Raw genomic sequence first — 20084 nt, 5'->3', positions numbered from 1 at the left:
GCACCGCGCGTGGTTCCGTGCGGTCAGGTCACCGTTTACACTGAACGGCTCACCGTCGTATCGGTTCACGCAAAGGAATGTACATGACCTCTTCGCGCGCTTCCCTGCTCGTCCTCGCGGCCGGGTTGCTGATCGGGCTGTCGGCCATGCCTGCCGCACACGCGCTTGATGCGCGCCAGTGGCAGGCGGTCGCGCCGGCGCTGCAGGCTGCGATCGAATGCCGCACCGCGCCGGACACCGATGCTGCCGCCTGGAAGGCGCTCGGTCCTGCCGAAGGTGGGTCGCTGGGACCGTTCCAGCCGCCGTCGCCGTTCACCGTCTTCGGCCTGCCCGTCCGCGAGGTCACGGTGTACATCGATCCCGACGGCGAGATGGGCGCCAGTTACAGCGCCAGCTTCGCCGCGACCCGCGCCCAGCTGCGCTCGGCAGCGAAGCTCGATGCCAGTGGCCAGCGCCGGACCACCATGGGCAGCCTTGGCTTCAGCGATGACAGCAGCGTCGCGCTGAGCTGCACCGTGACCGGCAGCTACGACGAAAGCGGCTACCGGGAGTAAGCGCGCGTCCTGCCAGCAAGGTGCGGCGTCGCCGCCACGCCTTGCGCCGCAGGCCTCTTCCCGGGCCCTCACACTACGTGGAAGCGGCGTGGTGAATGCTTGCCGCAGTTCCGACACTGGCTTCACATGGCACCCCACGAACTGCCCACCTCGTCTCCCGACTCCCCCGCCTATCGCCTGCTGCAGGACAGTGACTGGGTCCACGCCGGGCTTGCGGTCGATGCACCAGCGGAGATGCGCACCGCGTTGACGATGATCCTGGACTGTCCGGAGCCGTTGTGGATGTCATGGGGGCCCGATCATCGGTTCTATTTCAATGACGCCTTCATGCCCTGGCTGGGAAGCAAGCTCGACGGAGCGATGGCCAGCCCGCTGCAGGTTGTCTGGCACGACGTCTGGGACGACGTGAATGAAGCGATCGCCGATGCGATGGCCGGTAAGCACCGCAGCTTCAAGAATCTGCGGGTTTTCATGGATCGCGACGGCACCAGCCGCGAAACGTTCTGGACATTCTCCTACTCCCCGATCCGGCGCGTCGGCGGCGAGGTCGGGGGCATCCTGTGCGTGGTCAGCGACCAGACCGAGTTCGTGCTCGAGCGTGACCAGCGCACGCGCCTGGTGGAAGCCATCAGCGAGGAAGCCCGCCATGCACAGGCCGAGCTGCTCAAGGCGCGCGAGCAGCTGCGCCAGTCGCAGAAACTGGAGGCCATCGGTCAGCTGACCGGGGGCGTGGCCCACGATTTCAACAACCTGCTGCAGGTCATCAGCGGCTCGGTGGACATGCTGCGCTACGGCGGCACCGCCGACGAACGCCAGAGTCGTTACATCGAGGCCATCGGCTCAGCCGCCGACCGCGCCACCAGTCTGGTCTCCCATCTGCTGTCGTTCTCGCGCCGGCAGACCCTGTCACCGGAGGTGTTTGACCTGTGCGAAGGACTCAAAGGGCTGGCCGACATCATCCGCACACTGGTCGGGGCGCGGATCACGCTGGAACTGGACATCCCCGAGCAGCCACTGCACGTGCTGCTGGACAAGACCCAGCTGGATACCGCACTCATCAACATCGCCGTCAACGCGCGCGATGCCATTGAAGGCCACGGTCAGGTCAGGATCAGCATCCGCAAGGTCGACACGATGCGTTCGATCCGTTTCGCCGAGCCCTTGAAGGGCAGCTTTGCCGCAGTGTCAGTCAGTGACACAGGCGCCGGCATCGAGGAAGCTGTGCTGACCCAGGTGTTCGATCCGTTCTTCACCACCAAGGGGGTCGGTGAAGGGACGGGCCTCGGCCTGAGCCAGGTCTTCGGCTTCGTCAAACAGTCCGAAGGTGAGGTGGACGTCACCAGTACGGTGGGCGAAGGCAGCACGTTCACCCTGTATCTGCCGCTTACCCACAAGACCCCTGCCGCCGTGGCCAATGGTGATGCGCAGCCTTTGCCCGGTGCGCAGGGCATCAACGTACTGGTGGTCGAGGATAATGTGGACGTCGCCGAGTTTGCCGTGGGCGCCCTGCGTGAGCTGGGCTATGGCGTGTTTCTGGCCCATGACGCCAGTGAGGCGCTGCACGAGCTGGCGCAGAACCCTGCGCACTACGACGTGGTGTTCTCCGATGTGGTGATGCCGGGCATGAGTGGACTGGAGATGGCCAAAGGCCTGCGCGAGCGTTTTCCTTCGCTGGGCGTCGTGCTCACCAGCGGTTACAGCGAACTGCTGGCGCGTGAGCCTGGGCACGGCTTCACCGTGCTGCGCAAGCCTTACACCCTCGCCGAGCTGTCCGCGGCCATACGGCCGGCCTCGGCAGCACGCTGGACCAATGCGCTGGGTGTTGCCTCTCCGGCGACCTGGCGCGGCCCGCGTTGACCGCCCGGCGCAGCCGCGCTGCGCCGGGCCCATCATGCCACTGCTCAGCGGCTGCTTGCCGCCAGCAGACACAGGCTGCCTGCTGGCAGCGTCCACCCGCCCTGCTCATCGCACTCCAACGGCTGTTCCGGCGTCTGCAGCAGCACGCGGCGGAACTTCAGCGTATCGTCACCCACGCTGAAATGCGCAGCCTCACTGCCGGTGTTGATCAGCAGCGCCAGGCTCAGGTGCCGACCCGGTTCGCGCAGGCCCGAATCCGGGCTGCGCCCATCCAGCACGATGGTCAGTGCACTCAGGCCGGGATCCTGCCAGTGGTGCTCCTGCATCGGCTCACCGCTGGCTGCACACCAGCGGATATCGCTGATGCCGGTTTCGCTGTCCACCTCGCCGCGCAGGAAGCGGTTGCGCCGGAGCAGGCCGTAGCGACGGCGCAGGGTCAACGCCCGCCGCACGAACGCCGCCTGTGCCTGCGCGCTGGGCGTGGCGGCCTTCTCCCAGTCGATCCAGGTCAGCGGATTGTCCTGGCAGTACGCATTGTTGTTGCCCTGCTGGCTGTGGCCGAACTCATCGCCGGCCAGCAGCATCGGCGTCCCCTGTGACAGCAGAAGCGTCGCCAGCAGATTGCGCATCTGCTGCGCGCGCACCGACAGGATCGCTGGATCGTCGGTTTCGCCCTCGGCGCCATGGTTGCGCGAGAGGTTGTCCGAGTGTCCATCGCGGTTGTCTTCGCCGTTGGCCTCATTGTGTTTGCCGTCGTAGCTCACCAGGTCATGCAGCGTGAACCCGTCATGGGCCGTAACGAAATTGACGCTGGCGGTGGGACGACGACCGTGATGGTTGAACAGGTCGGCCGAACCGGTGAAACGGGAGGCGAACTCCGGCAGTTTTCCCGCATCACCACGCCACAGACTGCGCACGGTGTCACGGAACCTGTCATTCCACTCTGCCCAGCCCGGTGCGAAAGCACCGAGCTGGTAGCCGCCGGGTCCGATATCCCACGGCTCGGCGATCAGCTTGACCTGGTTGAGCACCGGATCCTGCCGCACCGCGTCCATGAAGCTGCCGGAGGCATCAAACCCGTGACGCTCGCGACCGAGGATGGTGGCAAGATCGAAGCGGAAGCCATCCACCCGCATCTCGGTAACCCAGTAGCGCAGTGAATCCATCACCATGCGCAGCGCGCCGGCATTGGTCAGGTCGAAGGTGTTGCCGGTGCCTGTGTCATTGATGTAGTAGCGGCGATCGTCGGCCAAACGGTAGTAACTGGCATTGTCGATGCCCTTGAAGGACAGCGTCGGCCCCAGCTCGTTGCCCTCGGCGGTGTGGTTGTAGACCACATCCATGATCAGTTCCAGCCCGGCATGGTGGAGCCGCGCCACCATCTGCTTAAACTCGGCCACCGTGCCCAGCGACTGGTAACGCGGGTTGGGCGCGAAGAAGCCGATGCTGTTGTAACCCCAGTAATTGCGCAGGCCACGCTCAAGCAGGTGCTGGTCGTCGACGAACGCATGCACCGGCAGCAGCTCGATCGCCGTAACGCCCAGCCCGGCCAGGTGGTCGACGATGGCATCGTGGCGCAAGGCCGAGAAGGTACCGCGCTCGCTCTCGGGAATGTCCGGGTGCTGCATGGTCAGGCCGCGTACGTGCGCCTCGTAGATCACCGTCCGGTCCCACGGCGTGGCAGGTGCGCGCTCTGCTCCCCAGCTGAAGGCGGGATCGACCACGACGCACTTGGGCATGTGCGCCGCACTGTCACGTCGGTCGAAGCTGAGGTCGCCATCGCGGTGACCCACGGTGTAGCCAAACAGATGCGGGGCCCATCTGATCTCGCCCGCCAGCTGTTTTGCGTAGGGATCCAGCAGCAGCTTGTTGGGGTTGAAACGGTGCCCGTCCCGGGGCGCGTACGGGCCATGCACGCGGTAGCCATACCGCTGGCCCGGGCGCGCATCTGGCAGGTAACCGTGCCAGATTTCATCGGTGTACTCGGGCAGGACGATCCGCTCGCGCTCGCGCCCCCGCTCGTCGAACAGGCAAAGCTCCACGCGCGTGGCATGCCGCGAATACAGCGCGAAGTTCACGCCGAGACCGTCCCACGTCGCCCCCAACGGATACGGCCGACCTTCGCGTACGCGCGAGGTCTGTCCCCACTTACGGCTGGACATGAGCGTCCTCCGCATCTGCCAGCTCGGCCTTCACCAGCCGTTCTGCCATCAACCAATGCCGCTGCTGCTGCCCCTCGGGTTTGCCCTCGGCCTCCCATATCTGGTGGGCCAGTTCCTCGGTGCGGCGCCTGCGCTGTTCTTCATCCATCTTACTTCTCCGTATCAGCAACCATCACCGCAAGTGGCCCGCCCGCAAGCAGGGCCGTTAGTTCTTCTGTTTCCTGTCCGTGGTTGTGCCAGGTGCGCTCATCGAGCACGCTCCGGTAGATGCCGCGTGGCAGCCCAGCCAGCCGGATGCGCGTACCGGCACCGTGCGTGCCATGGTCCAGGCTGTCGTGGGCACTGCCTGTCAGGTCCCGTGGACGCAGGCTGACCAGCAGCAGCAACGTGCGTCCGCGCGCCCGTCTTGCCAGCGCCAGCACCTGCGCCGGATCGACCGGCAGAATCGAAAGGCTGCCGTCCAGGAACAGATCCGGCTGTTGACGCCGCAGCTCAAGCAGCGTGGCCAGCAGGCGCGCCTTGGGCGCCCCGTCCTGCCACTGCTGCAGCAACACGTTCCACCGACGGCCGTCCTGCAGCCAGTTCCGACGCTGGATGTAGTCCACCGGTCGCCTGTTATCGGGGTCTACCAGACTGGTATCCCAGCCCTCCCCCCCCTGGTAAAGATCGGGCACACCCGGGCAGACCAGCTGCAGTGCCAGCTGCGCCAACCCCAGCCGCGACGCCTCGCGTGCCACGGGCCCGGCGAACGTGGCGATGCGCTGCCGCAGCCGCCTGCTCCCGGTGGCGGTGCAGAGCCAGTGCAGCCACGTGTTCGCGCCGGCTTCCAGCACTTCATCCGGCTCGCTCCAGCTGCTGACGCGCTTGCCTTCGCGCAGCGCTTTGCGCAGCCACTGCTGCATGCGCTCGGCGAACGCCTCATCCGCTGCGTCAGCGGTTTCTGCCTGATCTGCCTGATCTGCCTGCAGTGGCCAGGCGGCCAACAGCGCCTGCCAGGTCATGTACGCTTCCGCATCAGGCAGTGGCAGGGGGTGGCCCAGCTGCTGCGACAGCTGCGTCCAGTCGGCGACCGTCTCGACCCATGCCTGCGGCCACGCCGACAGGACCGCCAGGCGCATGCGTGCCTCCGGGCCGCGCTTGTGGTCATGGGTCGCCAGGGCGAGCATCGCGCGCGGCCAGTGTCGGGCGCGCTCCTGGGCACGTTGCAGGAAGTGCTCTGGCGACAACGAGAAGACCGCAGGGTCGCTGCCTACTTCGTTGCGAGAGAGCAGCCGCGCGTCACGATAGAACCCTGTATCTTCCACCGCCTTGGCGTTGAGGGGTGCCGACAGCTGCGCCACGCGCGTACGCAGCAGGCGGTTGCGCGGATCATGGGCATCAGCCAGCCAGCCGGTGAGTTTTTCCAGTGCCACCACGGCAGTGGTATCCAGGCCCTCGGCTGCAACGCGTGCGGCCTGGGCCAGCCACGTCTGTTCAGCGGTGCGCTGCATACGGTAGGTCCGATACACCGGATAGGCCACCAGCAATGCGCGCAGTGCGCGCTCGAACACGCGCGGCCCCAGCTCGCTGCAGTCCGGGTCGAATACTGCGCGGGCCGACACGGCGCGAAGACAGCGATCCATGTCGGCCTGCAGGGAGCCACCCAGCATCTGCACACGCGCCTGACGCTGCAGCTCATCAAACGTCGGCGCGCCGGCTGAGGCCTGCTGCCAGCGTCCATCCAGTGCTGCCTGACCCTGTGCATCATGGAACACGGCACTGACCTGGTCCATGAAGTCGTAGCCGGTGGTGCCATCACAGCACCAGGCCGGGTCGAGCTGTTCGTCGGCAGCGAGAATCTTCTCCACATGCAGGCTCAGCGCTCCCGGGGCAAGACCCCGCTTGGCCCCAGCCGCGTCGAGCGCGGCGCGAAGCCGCTGCAGGTAAGTCTGCGGGTCTGCCAGTCCGTCAATGTGGTCGATACGCAGACCGTCCACCCATCCCGCTTCCACCAGCCTGAGCGGCAACGCGTGCATGGCATCGAAGACCTCGGCCATCTCCACCCGCATTGCCACCAATCCGCTGATATCGAAGAAGCGGCGGTAGTTGACACGGTCCGCACCGGTGCGCCACCAGGCCAGCCGATAGGCCTGCCGCTCCAGCACGCCAGCCAGCACCGCCGGGTCCGCATTGCAGGTCTGCTGCCATTGCGGCCAAGCCTCGCGTTCGGCCGGCACGCTGTCAGCATGCAACGGCCAGCAAGCGCCGCCGTCCACCTGCAGCCATGGTGCGTCGTCGTGCAGCACGATGCCGAGCGCATCGCGCCGCAGCAGGGCGTTCAGGGGTTCGGCAAGCACCGGCAGCCACACACGGCCCTCCGCCCCCGGGGCCTGCCAGTCTATGTCGAACCAGCGGGCGTAGCGGCTGTCCTGGCCCTTGGCCAGTACGTCGCGCCACCACGGGTTGGCCAGGTCGGTGGCCAGGTGGTTAGGCACGATGTCCAGAATGATGCCCATGCCGTGCCTGCGCACCGCTTCGGCCAACCTGACGAAACTCTCCTCACCGCCCAGCGCGCTGCTGATCCGGGTCGGGTCCACCCCGTCATAGCCGTGAGTCGACCCGGCCACCGCCTCGGCGATGGGCGACAGATAAAGGTGGCTGATTCCCAGCGTGGCGAAGTAATCGAGCTGGGCAAGGACGGCGTCGAAGTCGAAATCCGCGTGGAGTTGCAGGCGAACAGTCGCGCGCAGGGGGGTCATGCAGGATCCTTGAGGGTGCGCGCAGCGGCGAAGGTGGCCAGTCGGTGTTCAACGTCGGCGTCGCCAGGCGGTGGCAGGCGGCGGCGCCAGTTCGGGTGTTCGTGCACGGTGCCCGGCAGATTGGGCTGGGCGCGCTCGCCCAGTGCATCCTCCAGCGGCAGCAGGGCCAGTGGTGACGGGCTGCGCGCCACCAGCTGCAGCGCCCGTTCATCCAGGGATGCCGCCTCAGCCGCCCAGTCATCGGTGGCCGCGCGCAGCTGGTCGATCTCAAGCGTGCGCTGCGTGTGGGCGGCCTCTGCCTGCGCAGCGTCCAGCCAGCCCAGCTGCTGTCGGATGTCCAGGTCGCTGCGGTCCAGCCAGCCGGCCAAGGGGGGCAGATCGTGGGTCGAGGTCATCGCCACCGCGCTTCGTCGCCAGCGCTGCGGGGGCCAGAATCCGGCGTCGTCGCGCGCGAACGGCAGTACGTCCATGCCCAGCACGCCGCGCGTCGCCAATGCGTCGCGGATGCCGGCCGGGACCACGCCCAGATCCTCACCGATCACTACACAACGGTGCCGGCTCGATTCGAGGACGAGCAGGTTGAGGAGATCGTCGAAAGGATAGCGCAGGTAAACGCCCTGCCCGGCGCCGGCCCCCTGCGGCAGAACCCACAGCCGCTGCAGGCCAAGGATGTGGTCGATCCGTACGCCACCCCGGTCGGCCATCACCGCGCGCAGCAGTGCGATGTACGGCGCATAGCCCGAAGCCCGTAAGGCGTGCGGCGCATAGCCGGTGATGCCCCACGCCTGCCCGTGCGGATTGAACGCGTCAGGTGGCGCGCCAAGTTCCAGTCCGCGCAGTACGGCATCGCCATTGCGTTGGGCCTCCTGGCCATGGGGATCAAAACCGACCGCCAGGTCAGCGATCAGCCCCACGGCCATGCCCTCGCCCACGGCGCGTTGCTGTACCTGTTGCCAGCTGTGCCGCACCAGCCACTGCGCGAATGCCTGCCGCGCGTCATCCAGCGCCATGCAGCCACTGCCCAGCTGTGCCGCGATTGTCTGCCAGAGGTCGGGCTGATGGGCCTGCAGCCACGCCGGCAGGCGGTCGATCCATTCCCGCTTGGTCCGTGCGGCCGATGGCCAGTCGATCAGCGACTGCGCTTCATGGTGGGCCAGGCGTGCATCGAGGTCGGGGTCTGCAGCACGTGTCGCTGCCGCAGCTTCGGGCAGCACCTGCGCCGGCGCTGCGTGAACCGGCTCGAGCGCTGCACGGTCGCTCGGCGAGTACGGACTGAAGCCGTCTCCGAACCCCATGGCCAGATGCATCGGACTCAGGGCGAGGGCAACGCCCCCCTGCGCGGCCATGGCGCCGAGCCAGGCGGCCGCACCACTGCTGTCACCGATGCCGCCATCAGCGTTGCCGCGCAGGCTGTAGCTCTGTACGGCAAGACCCCAGCAGCGTGCTGCTGCCTCTTCAAAATGCCACGCCCGCTGCGGGGCGACCGCAACGGGTTGCTTACGCTCGCCCTGCTGCCACTGCCAGTATCCGGGCGTGCCAGGCAGCAGCCAATGGCCATCTGCGTTGCAGCTGGCCGGGCTCTGCCGGCCCGCCTCGTCACACCAGACCGCAGCGGAACGGCTGCTCCCGGCAATGGCCACTGTCTGGCCGATGATGCCGGTCTGCAACGCTGCTGAGGTGGGAGCCGCTGCCCGCGGCCCCAGTGAATCGAGCACTGCGCGCAGCACCTCCGGCTCAACCGTGCGCGGCGCGCCACTCACATCTTCCCAGTGGACCTGCAGTCCCGCCGCACGGGCACACGCATGCAGGTCACGCAGCTCCAGGGTGCCGGGGCTCATGCCTGTACCCAGTGCACGCGCAGTTCGCCCGGCGCCAGTGTCGGTCCGTCAGCGCCGCCGAGCAGCACCTTGCCTGCGGGAAGATGGTGCCTGATCGTCGCCTCGCCGGCATTGAACGCCAGCCACCACTGCCCTGCCGGCAGCTCCCAGCCGGCCTGTACGGCCTGCTCGCCCAGCACCAGGCTGCCCAATGAGCGCACTTCCATCAACGCCGGCTGAAGGTACTCACGACGCAGCGCCAGGCAGGTCTGGAACGTCGCCAACGCCTGCTGTGCGGGTGCATCATCCGCATGCGGCAACGTGACTACGCTGGCGGCGAATGTCTCTGGATCATTGGGGTCGGGAATCCGTTCGCGGCGGTGGGGGTCGTCGAACGAAGGGAACGCAGCGAATTCCCCGCGCCTGCCTTCGCGCACCTGCTCGTCCAGCGGCGCTGTGTAGTCGGTGAAAAAGAGAAACGGACGCTGGGTCTGCCATGGCTCGCCCATGAAGACCAGCGGCACCATCGGGACCAGCAGCGTCAGCGAGGTTGCAAGCTGCGCGCGCTCGGCACCGACCAGCTCCACCAGACGCTCACCTAGCGCGCGGTTTCCGACCTGGTCGTGGTTCTGCGCGAAGTTGATGAAGCAGGCCGTGGCAAGTGCTGCGCTCGGTTCCCCCCGCGCCTGGCCGGCGGCATTGGTCTCGCCCTGCCAGGCAAATCCCTCTGCAAGCGATCGCGCCAGCAGCGCCGCCGCACGGCCCTCGCCAGCATAGTCAGCGTAGTAACCGTGGGTCTCGCCAGTGAGCAGCACATGCAGCGCATTGTGGTAGTCATCGTTCCATTGCGCCTGGTAGCCCGCTTCGAGCCAGCGGGCCTGGTTGCGCTCGTTCTCAAGCATCAGGTGCACGTGCCGCCCTGGCTCGATGCTCTCGCGCACCGCGTCCAGCAAGGTGTCGAGGAAGGTCTGCGGCGCGATGGTGTGGACGGCATCCAAGCGCAGCCCGTCAAAGCGGTACTCATGCAGCCACATCAACGCATTGTCGATGAAGAACTGCTGGACCTGCGGCTGCGCGAAGTCGATCGCATCGCCCCACGGCGTATCGGTGCCCTTGTGAAAGAAAGAAGGCGCATACTGGCTCAACAGATTGCCCTGCGGCCCGAAATGGTTGTAGACCACGTCCAGCACCACGGCCAGCCCGTGCGCGTGCGCATCGTCCACCAGGGCCTTGAGCCCATCAGGATGGCCGTAGGCTTCGGCCGGCGCGTACGGGAACACCCCGTCGTAGCCCCAGTTCCGGCGGCCCGGGAACTGTGCCACAGGCATCAGCTCCAGCGCGGTGATGCCCGTGGCGGCCAGCGCAGGCAGCTGCGCACGCAGGCCTTCATAGCCACCGCTGCAACCGACATGCACCTCGTAGATGACCATCTCGTTCCACGGACGGCCCCGCCAGTCTGTGCACCGCCACTGGTAGCCGTCACATGGCAGTACAGCGCTGGCGCCCTCCACGTTGTGCGGTTGCCAGCGCGATGCCGGATCGGGCACCTGTGCATCGCCATCGATGCGGAAACGATAAGGCGTGCCGCTCGGCGCCGCAGCACGCGTACTGAACACCCCCGCGCCTTCCTGTACCATCGCCACCGGCTGGCCGTCGAGAATCAGCTCAACGCGATCGGCAGCCGGGGCCCACAGTCTGAACTCGACGTCGCCCTCTGGACGCGGCCATGCGCCCAATCGGGAAGCAGCGCCAGTGCTCATACGCCGACCCGCAGATACAGCGTGGCAAATGCCGGCAAGGTCAACTGCAGCGACTGAGCGTGGCCATGCATGGCCACCGGCTCGCTGGCAACCGCTCCGCTGTTGCCATCGTTGCTGCCGCCATAATGAGCGCTGTCGGTATTGAGTATCTCCTGCCAGCGTCCCGCAACGGGCACGCCCACCCGGTAACCGGTCCGCCGCAGCGGCGTCATGTTGCTTACCACCAGCAGTACCGAATCCGGAACGGCCGGATCATGCCGGAGTAACGCGAACACGCTGTTATCGGCGTCGTCGCCTACGCTCCACTGGAAGCTGCGTTCGTCTGCTTCCGCACGGTGCAGCGCACGCTCGCTGCGCAGGCAACGATTGAGATCACCCACCAGGTGCTGCAGTCCCTTTCGTCCGGTTTCGCCAGCAAGCTCCCAGTCCAGTGCCGCGTCGTGGTTCCACTCGCGGTACTGCGCGAACTCACCGCCCATGAACAGCAGTTTGCTGCCCGGATGTGCCCACATCACACCGTAATACGCGCGCAGCTGCGCAAGCTGTTGATCGTGATCGCCGGGCATGCGGCCCATCAGCGAGCGCTTGCCGTGTACCACCTCGTCGTGGGAGAGCGGCAGCACGTAGCGCTCGGAAAACGCGTAGACAAGCCCGAAGGTCATCTCGCTGTGATGATGACGGCGGTGCACCGGGTCGCGCTGCATGTAGCTCAGTGTGTCGTGCATCCAGCCCATGTTCCACTTGTGAGTGAAACCAAGTCCGCCGGATTCGACCGTAGCGGTCACGCCCGGCCACGCGGTCGATTCCTCGGCGATCAGCATGACGTCCGGATGGCGATGGCGCAGCGTGCCGTTCATATGGCGCAGGAATGCCACGGCCTGGAGGTTCTCGCGCCCGCCATGTTCATTGGGTACCCACTCACCTTCGGCACGGCTGTAATCGCGATACAGCATGGATGCGACTGCATCCACACGCAGGCCGTCAAGGTGGAAACGCTCGACCCACTCCAGTGCGCTGCCAAGCAGGAAAGCCGACACCTCGTTGCGACCGAAGTTGTAGATCAGCGTGTTCCAGTCTGCGTGCAGCCCCTCGCGTGGGTCGGCGTGCTCGTAGAGGGCGGTGCCATCGAAACGCTGCAGACCGTGCACGTCATCGGGGAAATGTGCCCCGACCCAGTCGACGATCACGCCGATGCCGGCCTGATGGCACCGGTCAACGAAGCGCGCGAACTCCTCCGGAGCGCCGTAGCGCGCGGTGGGTGCATAGATGCCCAGCGGCTGATAGCCCCAGCTTCCGCCGAAGGGGTGTTCGCTGACCGGCAACAGCTCGATATGGGTGAACCCCAGCCCTTGTACATGCGGGATCAGTCGATCACCCAGCGACTGCCAGTCCAGGATCTGTCCCGTCTGGTCACGCTGCCAGGAGCCGACGTGTACCTCGTAGATCGACAGCGCCTGCTCAGCCCAGCGGCCGCGCTGCGCCATCCAGTCGGCATCGTTCCAGGCCCACTGTGCCGGGGCGGCCACGCGGGAGGCGGTTGCTGGTGCGACCTCTGCCCAGCGCGCCATGGGGTCGGCCTTGTCGGCCAGCAGACGACCGTCGGCGCCGGTGATCTGGTACTTGTACCGCATGCCTGCTTCAACGCCGGGCACGAACAGTTCCCAGACGCCCGCAGCATGTCGCAGCCGCATCGGCAGCCGGCGGCCGTCCCAGCCATTGAACTCGCCCACCACCGCCACGCGGCGCGCGTTGGGCGCCCAGACCGCAAAGCGCACCCCGGCGATGCCGTCGACCTCGGTCACGACAGCGCCGAGGGCGCGCATCGCATCGGAATCGCCCTGTCCGAGCCGCTGCAGGACGCTTTCCTCAAGCAGCGTGCCGAAGCCGTAGGGGTCATCGATGATCTGCTCGCCGCCGGGCCACTGAACACGCAACTGTGCACGTCGGCACGCGTGTGGCCACGGGCAGGTGAACAGACCCTCAAGCGCGCTTGCATGAACCGGTTGCCAGGTGCCGCTGTCGCCGCGTGCGGCGACCGAGAGCGCGCCGGGGAGCAACACACGCAGTACCCACCCCTGCTCGGTGGCATGCACGCCCAGCAGCGCAAACGCATCAGCCGGCTCGCCCCGGACCAGCGTGCCAAGCGCCGGCAATGCTTCCTCGGCGCTCTCGTGCATCATCATGCCCGCGCTGGCGTCCTGCGCCGTTCCACCGTCCAGCGCCATCATGCTGCCGCCCCGATCGCCTGACGGTACAGGTCAAGATAACGCCCCCCGGCGAGCTTCCACCCGCTGGGACGGAGCATGGCCGCGCGACGCATCGCCTTGAGCAGCACCGGCAGCCGCCAGGTGCGCATGGCGCGCTCCACACAGCGGCGCATGCCGTCAGCGGTCGCCTGCTCGAACAGGAACCCGGTAACGCCATCATCGACCGTGTCCACCAGCCCGCCGGTAGCATGGGCAATGGGCAGGCATCCGAAGCGCTGGGCATACATCTGGCTCAACCCGCATGGTTCAAACCGCGAGGGCATCAGCAGGAAATCCGCGCCAGCGAACATCTGCCGCGCAAGGCGCTCCTCGAACCCGATCCAGGCGCCGACCTGGCCCGGATAACGCTGCGCCAGCTCCCGCACCTGCTGTTCCACGGCCGGTTCACCGCCACCGATGATCACCAGCTGGCCGCCGGCCGCAATGATCTGCGGCGCGACCTCGCAGGTGATGTCGATGCCCTTCTGGTGGACAAGCCGTGATACGACCGCAAACAGCGGCCCGGTGCCGGGATGCAGGCGGAACGTTTCGCGCACGCTGCGCGCATTCTCGGCGCGACCGCTGATCTGATCAGCGCTGAAGTGGGCGCGCAGGTGGTGATCGCTGCGCGGGTCCCAGCTTTCGTCGATGCCATTGACGATACCGGACAGATGACCGCGCTCGGCACGCTGTGCCAGCAGCCCGTGCAATCCGCAGCCATCACGCTCGTCGGTGATCTGCTCGGCGTAGCGCAGGCTCACGGTGTTCAGCCGCGTAGCGTGAACGATACCGCCGCGCAGGAAGGACAGCCGGCCATGAAAGTCCAGCTCATGCGCGTGCGCAGCCGGGACACCCAGCACCGGCGCAAGCGCACTGGGAAACAGGCCCTGGTAGGCAAGGTTGTGAATGGTCAGCAATGTCGAAACATCGGTGCCGTTCCAGCGCACATATGCCGCAGCGAGGGCGCCGGGCCAGTCGTTGAGGTGCAGCAGCTGCGGGCTCCACTCCAGGTCGCCATGACCGGCGGCGATCTCGGCGGCGGCGTGGGCCAGTGTGGCAAAGCGCAGCGCGTTGTCGGGCCACTCGGCGCCCTGCTCGTCTACATAGGGTGAGCCCTCGCGCTCGAACAGGGCGGCGTTGAGCAGCACATAGATCGGCAGACCATCGCCCTGCTCGGTGCAGGCCAGGACACACTCGGGCAATCCTGCGCGCGGCGCGATCACGCCGACTGGCTGCAGATGTGGCAAGCGCTCCAGTACCGCCGGATAACCGGGAATCAGCACCCTTACGTCACATCCACTGCGAAGCGCCCGCGGCAGCGATGCTGCCACGTCACCAAGGCCACCAGCCTTGATGAAATCGGCCATCTCAGAGGCCACGAACAAGACCCGTTCACGCCGCTGGGCGCTGCCGCCGGCGCCAGCAAAGCGACCCCGCGCGTCACGCCTGCGCGGCGTGGTGGCGGTGGCTGACAGCTGCGATGGAGAGTTACGGAGCAGCGGTTCGACAAGGGCGTTCATGAGGGCTCGCAGGGTAGGCAGGTGCACGCCGCAACCCTCGAGGGCTGCGGCAGGAAAATTCGAGGAGTCATCGCGGAGGCGTGGGGGAACGCCGACGGAGGCTTCAAACGAATCTATACGTTTGGTGAATCAAGCAATCGTGAACAAAAAGCGACGCGACCGTGACAGGGGCTCTTAAGTGAGATGCGCTCGACCGGCAACGCCATGGCCTCGTTGCCGATGAGGCCGATGAGACGATCAATCGCGGTGCCTGCACGTGCGCCAACGTGCCTGCTGCGGACCAAAGCACTCCAGTCGGACAGGACCAGCTCGCGCAGTACGGGCGGCGTCGCTGGGGCCAGGTACAGTGCCCAGTCGGGAAAGCGCCGGACATCGATCTGCCCGCGCGCCAGTTCCATCATTTCGTGGTGGGAACTGGACGCACAGATGCGCGCGTACACCTGACGCAGCTCGCGTTCGGGGCCCTCGATGTACTGAAGGAACCGTTGACCATCGTGCAGGAGCATGCCGGTGACTCCCATACGGACATTGAACTCGGAAGAACTGCGCACCAGCGCCTGCAGACGGGCCGGCTCCAGTCCGGTGACAGCCTGGCTCGCATAGACGATGGCATTCATTGGCATTGGAAGTCCTCCATGGAAAGAGAGTGGACGTCCCCGGGTAAACCGGCGTGAGCAGCTCGCCGATCAGCTCACGCGGCACATACGCGCTCTTCGCATCGGCTGCGTCCGTCGTCGGTACTGCTTCCAGCTCGCCTGCACCCTGTCAGCATGAGGTGCGTGATGTCCGGTGCGAGTGCCCGGCCCATCAGACGGTGCGCATCGCCTCGGGAGTCAGCGCCGGCACCGGCAAGGCAATGGCCGCAAGAAAATCCGCAAACCCGCCGACCGCACGACCCTGCAGTCGCGCGCTGGTAAGCACCACAGGGGAGGCCGCCCAGCAGACGCTCGCCCCACCGGCTATCGCCCGCCCGACGAGGTCGACGTCCTCAGCGCAGCGCAACGGCGCGAAGCCGCCCGTGGCCCTGTAGGTCTGCGCCGAAATCCCCAGGTTGGCCCCATGGATACGGCCGTGAGCATCTCCCCACTGCTCGCGCTGATGGAACCGTGCTTCGAGTCGATGATCCGGCGCGCTGGCAGGATCAAGGTCGACCAGCCCACAGAACACATCGCTGCCGTGCGCCAGCTGACCCACCAGCCAGTCATCAGGCACCCGGCTGTCGGCATCGGTGCATGACAGCCAGCGCGCCCCTTGTGCCAGCAGGTAGGCCGCCGCTGCCGCGCGCGCGGCACCGACATTGCGCGCCTGCACGGGCAGGGTCATGACCCCGAAGCGCTCGCAGACCGCCCCCGTTGCGTCCGTGCAGCTGTCCAGCGCGACGACGATGCGCACCGCCTCACCGCCCAGCGCACGATGTCGTGCGGCCCGCCGCACTGACCGGAGGCAGGCGGCGATGGTGTCGGCCTCATTGTGTGCCGGCACCAGAACCCCTATCACCGCAACCCCTCGTCGCGGGCCAGCGACCGGGAGGTCCAGGACCACCCCTGCAGCAGGAAGTCGGCATCACGATAATGGAAGGTCTCCTGCAGGCCCTGCCCCAGCCGCTCATGCACCAGTTCGCTCCTGCAGGTCCGGCCGCTGAAGGCGGGCAGCCAGTGACAGGCCACCAGCAGGCCATCCGATCGCAGCGCCGCATGCAACCCGTCACGCAGTGGCGCCAACTCGCCCGGCTCGAGGTAGTAGCCCATTTCACTGCAGACAATCAGATCAAAGCGTCCCGCAGGCCATTGCTGGGGGTGCTGTGCACAATGCACCTGCACATGGGAGAGGTGTGAAAGATTGCGTCGGGCCTGGAACGTGGCACGCGGACTGATGTCGGTGGCCAGCAGGCGCTGACAGCGCGGCGCCAGGGCTTCGGTGAGCACGCCATTGGAGCAGCCAAGTTCCCAGCCGCGTTCGAAGTGTGCCCGATCAAGGCTCGCCAGCAACAGCGCACGCTTGCGCTGTTCGTACCAGCGGCTGCGATAGCCAAAGGGGTCCTCCTGTGCGTGCAGTTCGTCGAAGAAAGGCTGGGCACTCATGCCAGATACACCTCATGGTTGCGGTGAAAACGGGCCAGGACATGCGCTGGCAGGATCGGCGGGCTCTGCAGCTGCTCGACATCGCCGGTCTGGGTACGGAACTCGGCGATGGCGCGTTGCTTGGCACCACGACCGGCACTGATGTCCAGAAGTCGTGGTCGCTCCCATGCAATATGCGCGTAAGCAGGGTCCATCCAGTGCCACGCCCAGACCGGGTACTCCAGGCGTGCACAGCCGACAGCGCGGGCAGCGTGCCACGCAGCCCGCCCCGCCGCCTCGTGGTCCGGGTGACCGTCGAACCGCCACGGAGCCAGTACCAGGTCGTCCTTGTGCAGATGTCGCCTCAGCCAGCGCTGCAGGGCGGCCTCACGCTGGGCCACCCCGCCATCGGCGATCCCAAGGTGGGTAATGCGCTCCGCTCCGATGCCAAGGGCCGACACCGCAGTTGCCAGTTCGTGCCGCCGAGCGTCGCGCAGGCGATGCGGTGTCCACCAGGCCTCGTCGGGATAGCACGCTTCACCATCGGTCACGGCAACGACCCAGCTCTGCAGCCCGTCGGCCGCAGCCAGACTCAGCAGCCCACCGCAGGCGAGAACCTCATCGTCAGGGTGCGGAGCGACGACGACGATGCGCGCAGCGTCAGCGCAGAGTGCATGCAGCCCGGTCTCCGGCTGCTGCCACAGCCAGTCACACCCCTGCCAGGCGCGTTCATCCGAGCCCTGTCCATTGATAAGCGCTACAGCGTCCACGGTGCCTCCTGCCCGGCGCGGGCCGCACCGAGCCACGCCCAGTCCTTGTCGCCGTGACTCTGACGGATGAAGACCGCCAGATCAGCCCAGCGCTGTGCGTGGTCCGGCTCCAGACACATGGGCGCCGGGCCGAGCGCGCGCCCTGCGAGGTCCAGCACGCGGGAGGCCGCACGCTCGACCACGCTGCGAACACGGATGACGTCCTGCTGGAAACTGTTATCGGGCGCTGCATCGATGGCGGCGGCCAGCTCCCGCAGCAATGCCGCAGCCGGCGGCAGGATGAGATCGACTTCGCCGAGGAGCCGGGCGCGCAGGCCATCGGCACACGCAGGACGCATTCTCTCGGCCAGCGCGACAGTGGCGCCATACCACACAGCGGCAATGCCGGCACCGCCGTGCCAGAAACCGGGCCGGTCCAGGTACGCGTCCGGCCCCGCAACAGGCGCTGCGGCGACCCGTGCAAAGCGCACCGTGGTCGACGGGATCATCGTCATGCCCGGCGCGTGCCACTGCTGATCGGGCAGCGCTGTCCACTGGCCGGCGTCGACACGATACAGGGCAGTGCCGTGTGGCCCGCGCGCAGTTACCAGCGCACCGTCGACCAGGTCGGCGCCCGAGCACCAGGGCTTGTCGCCGTCCAGACGCCCACGATCGTCCACCCGCAGAGTGCAGGCTGGCCCTTCGGCGGCCCACACCGCAAGCAGCGGGACTGAGCCGTCGCGCAGCGCTGCCGGTGCCGGGAGCCCAAGTTCGTGCAGGATCGCAACTGCGTCATGGTGGGCTTCGAGCACCTTGGCCAGCGCCAGATCCTCAGCGCCCATCCGCGCAAGCGCCTGCCAGCGACCGAGCGTATCGCCTCCACCGGGGAACGGCAGTGCCGGCTCGTTCTGCAGCCAGTTGCGCGCGCGCTCTACAAGCGGTGCTCTATCCGGGGTCATCGGCGGTCATACAGTCGGGGCAGCCGAACGTAGTGGACAGAGGGTCACGATCCCGTTATTGGCAGGTGCTCTCCAGATGAATATTGCGCCCGTGCGCCAGGCGCTGCACGGTCAGTTGTTGTGGCCGCATGCAGAAACATTCGGCCGGCAACGATTCCGCGTTCACGCAGCTTCCGCCGACGGTCCACGGTAACTGCCCTAGATTGAAATCCCGTTCCGACAAGACAGGAGGCCCCATGGCGATCAAGACCGTCGAAGAACTGTTCATCCACGAGCTCTCTGACATCTATAGTGCCGAGAAGCAGCTTACCAAGGCCCTGCCCCGTCTGGCCCACGCCGCCGACAACCCCGATCTGTCAGCCGCGTTCGAGACCCATCTGGAGGAAACGCAGGGTCAGATCGAGCGTATCGATCAGGTTGTGGAGGTACTCGGCATCCGGCTCAAACGCATCAAATGCGCGGCGATGGAGGGTCTGGTCGAAGAGAGCAAGGAAGTCATCGACAGCATCGACAAGGGACCGGTGCGCGACGCTGCGCTGATCGGCGGCGCGCAGAAGGTGGAACACTACGAGATCGCGTCCTACGGCACCATCGCGGCGCTGGCCAAGGAACTCGGCTACAAGGATGCGCTGCCGCTGCTGCTGGAGACGCTGGAGGAAGAAAAGGCAACCGACGAGAAGCTCACGCTGCTGGCCAAATCCGGCGGCAACGCCAAGGCCGCACAGGCCGCCTGATCGCGCGGGCCGCCGTCTCCGGTCACCGGGGACGGCGGCAGTGGCAAGGGAGTGGACCATGCATCCTGACATTCTTGGCTGGGTGGCGACGCTCGTACTGGTGGCCACCCTGGTCCGGCAGATGATCAAGCAGCATCGGGCTGCGCATCCGGAGACGGTGTCGCGTTGGCTATTTCTCGGGCAGATGAGCGCGTCAGCGCTGTTCACCCTCTACAGTTACCTGCTCGGATCGAGCGTTTTCGTGGTCACCAACCTGCTGCTTCTCGGAACCGCGATTACCGGGCAGTTTCTTGCCTGGCGACGACGGCAGCGCTCCACCACGCCGCCCCCACCCTGCTGACAGGTACTGCCGTGGAAAAAAAGCCAGCCCTGCTCCTGGTCGACTTCTTCAGCCTGTTCGACTTCCCCGACGGGCGGCGGCTGGGGCCATTGGCGCTGCGCGCTGCTCGCGAGGCGGCGAAACTGTGTGCGCTGTTTGATCACCATGGGCTGCCCGTCATTTATGCCAATGACAACTTCGGTAACTGGCAGCGTGATTTCCCAGCACTGGTCGATGCGTGCCGGCGCGGCGGCGGGGCCTCGGCCGGGATCGCCCGGCTGCTGGCTCCCAGGCGCGAGCACTATTTCGTATTGAAGCCCAAACACTCCGCGTTCCTGGCCACACCGCTGCCGGTTCTGCTGGCCAAGCTCGGCGTGGACCAGTTGATCCTCACCGGCATGGCGCTTGACTCCTGCGTTCTGGCCACCGCAATGGACGCCAACTCCCGGGAATATCAGACCATCGTTGCCCACGAAGCGGTGGCGGCGCTGCCCGATCGGCGCGAACCGGCGCTGCAGACTCTTCAGCGCTCGCACACCGCCGAACTGATGAGCAACGCCGCGCTGGCGGACATGCTGCGCTCCTCTGCCCCGCAGACCGAGTGAGCGA

17 protein-coding genes are annotated in these 20084 nt (G+C 66.7%); 5 read left to right on the top strand and 12 right to left on the bottom strand.

Going from position 1 to position 20084, the window contains the following annotated elements; all coding sequences use genetic code 11:
• Positions 1-83 precede the first annotated feature (83 nt).
• Both RZA67_RS07680 and RZA67_RS07675 read left to right on the top strand, forming a co-directional pair.
• Positions 84-554: a hypothetical protein gene (locus tag RZA67_RS07680; RefSeq protein ID WP_317212104.1), complete on the top strand. Its 471-nt coding sequence runs from the start codon at positions 84-86 to the stop codon at positions 552-554.
• A gap of 126 nt (positions 555-680) precedes the next feature.
• Positions 681-2411 (top strand): ATP-binding protein, encoded by a 1731-nt coding sequence (locus RZA67_RS07675; RefSeq protein WP_317212103.1) that lies wholly within the window; start codon positions 681-683, stop codon positions 2409-2411.
• A 44-nt stretch (positions 2412-2455) separates the two neighbouring features.
• Here the strand turns inward: RZA67_RS07675 and glgX are convergent, their stop codons facing one another.
• The 12 genes from glgX to RZA67_RS07615 form a co-directional block, all read right to left on the bottom strand.
• Positions 2456-4573 (bottom strand): glycogen debranching protein GlgX, encoded by a 2118-nt coding sequence (gene glgX / locus RZA67_RS07670; protein ID WP_317212102.1) that lies wholly within the window; start codon positions 4571-4573, stop codon positions 2456-2458.
• Complete coding sequence (locus RZA67_RS07665; protein WP_317212101.1) at positions 4560-4721, bottom strand: DUF2934 domain-containing protein; 162 nt, start codon at positions 4719-4721, stop codon at positions 4560-4562. The genes glgX and RZA67_RS07665 overlap by 14 nt, the downstream gene beginning before the upstream one ends.
• 1 nt (position 4722) lies before the next feature.
• Positions 4723-7311: a malto-oligosyltrehalose synthase gene (treY, locus tag RZA67_RS07660; protein WP_317212100.1), complete on the bottom strand. Its 2589-nt coding sequence runs from the start codon at positions 7309-7311 to the stop codon at positions 4723-4725.
• Entirely contained in the window at positions 7308-9149 is a 1842-nt protein-coding gene (gene malQ / locus RZA67_RS07655; protein WP_317212099.1) for a 4-alpha-glucanotransferase, read from the bottom strand. Before malQ ends, treY begins: the two co-directional genes overlap by 4 nt.
• Positions 9146-10888, bottom strand: a complete 1743-nt coding sequence (gene treZ / locus RZA67_RS07650) for a malto-oligosyltrehalose trehalohydrolase (protein WP_317212098.1) — start codon at positions 10886-10888, stop codon at positions 9146-9148. The genes malQ and treZ overlap by 4 nt, the downstream gene beginning before the upstream one ends.
• Positions 10885-13068, bottom strand: coding sequence for a 1,4-alpha-glucan branching protein GlgB (gene glgB, locus RZA67_RS07645; protein ID WP_317213949.1), 2184 nt, complete (start codon positions 13066-13068; stop codon positions 10885-10887). Before glgB ends, treZ begins: the two co-directional genes overlap by 4 nt.
• A 44-nt stretch (positions 13069-13112) precedes the next feature.
• Positions 13113-14654, bottom strand: coding sequence for a glycogen synthase GlgA (gene glgA / locus RZA67_RS07640; protein WP_317212096.1), 1542 nt, complete (start codon positions 14652-14654; stop codon positions 13113-13115).
• 113 nt (positions 14655-14767) lie between these two features.
• The gene (locus tag RZA67_RS07635; protein ID WP_317212095.1) at positions 14768-15271 is read right to left on the bottom strand and encodes a BLUF domain-containing protein; all 504 of its coding nucleotides are present in this window, start codon (positions 15269-15271) and stop codon (positions 14768-14770) included.
• A 190-nt stretch (positions 15272-15461) separates the two neighbouring features.
• The gene (locus RZA67_RS07630) at positions 15462-16136 is read right to left on the bottom strand and encodes a glycosyltransferase (protein WP_317212094.1); all 675 of its coding nucleotides are present in this window, start codon (positions 16134-16136) and stop codon (positions 15462-15464) included.
• An 11-nt stretch (positions 16137-16147) separates the two neighbouring features.
• Positions 16148-16735 (bottom strand): SAM-dependent methyltransferase, encoded by a 588-nt coding sequence (locus tag RZA67_RS07625; protein ID WP_317212093.1) that lies wholly within the window; start codon positions 16733-16735, stop codon positions 16148-16150.
• Positions 16732-17484 (bottom strand): PIG-L family deacetylase, encoded by a 753-nt coding sequence (locus RZA67_RS07620; RefSeq protein WP_317212092.1) that lies wholly within the window; start codon positions 17482-17484, stop codon positions 16732-16734. Before RZA67_RS07620 ends, RZA67_RS07625 begins: the two co-directional genes overlap by 4 nt.
• Positions 17472-18422, bottom strand: a complete 951-nt coding sequence (locus tag RZA67_RS07615) for an acyl-CoA dehydrogenase (RefSeq protein WP_317212091.1) — start codon at positions 18420-18422, stop codon at positions 17472-17474. Before RZA67_RS07615 ends, RZA67_RS07620 begins: the two co-directional genes overlap by 13 nt.
• A 236-nt stretch (positions 18423-18658) precedes the next feature.
• Here RZA67_RS07615 and RZA67_RS07610 point away from each other — a divergent pair, with 236 nt between their 5' ends.
• Genes RZA67_RS07610 through RZA67_RS07600 form a run of 3 tightly spaced genes read left to right on the top strand, consistent with a single transcriptional unit; the run spans position 18659 to position 20080 of the window.
• A complete protein-coding gene (locus RZA67_RS07610) occupies positions 18659-19156 on the top strand; it encodes a DUF892 family protein (RefSeq protein ID WP_317212089.1) in 498 nt (165 codons plus the stop codon).
• 58 nt (positions 19157-19214) lie between these two features.
• Positions 19215-19496 (top strand): hypothetical protein, encoded by a 282-nt coding sequence (locus RZA67_RS07605; RefSeq protein WP_317212088.1) that lies wholly within the window; start codon positions 19215-19217, stop codon positions 19494-19496.
• Positions 19497-19507: 11 nt separating this feature from the next.
• On the top strand, positions 19508-20080 hold the full coding sequence (locus RZA67_RS07600; protein WP_317212086.1) for an isochorismatase family cysteine hydrolase: 573 nt from the start codon (positions 19508-19510) through the stop codon (positions 20078-20080).
• The last annotated feature ends 4 nt before the right edge of the window (positions 20081-20084 follow it).

Source organism: Stenotrophomonas sp. C3(2023), assembly GCF_032911385.1.
Lineage (GTDB): Bacteria > Pseudomonadota > Gammaproteobacteria > Xanthomonadales > Xanthomonadaceae > Stenotrophomonas.
This window is presented reverse-complemented; position numbering and strand designations above follow the sequence as displayed.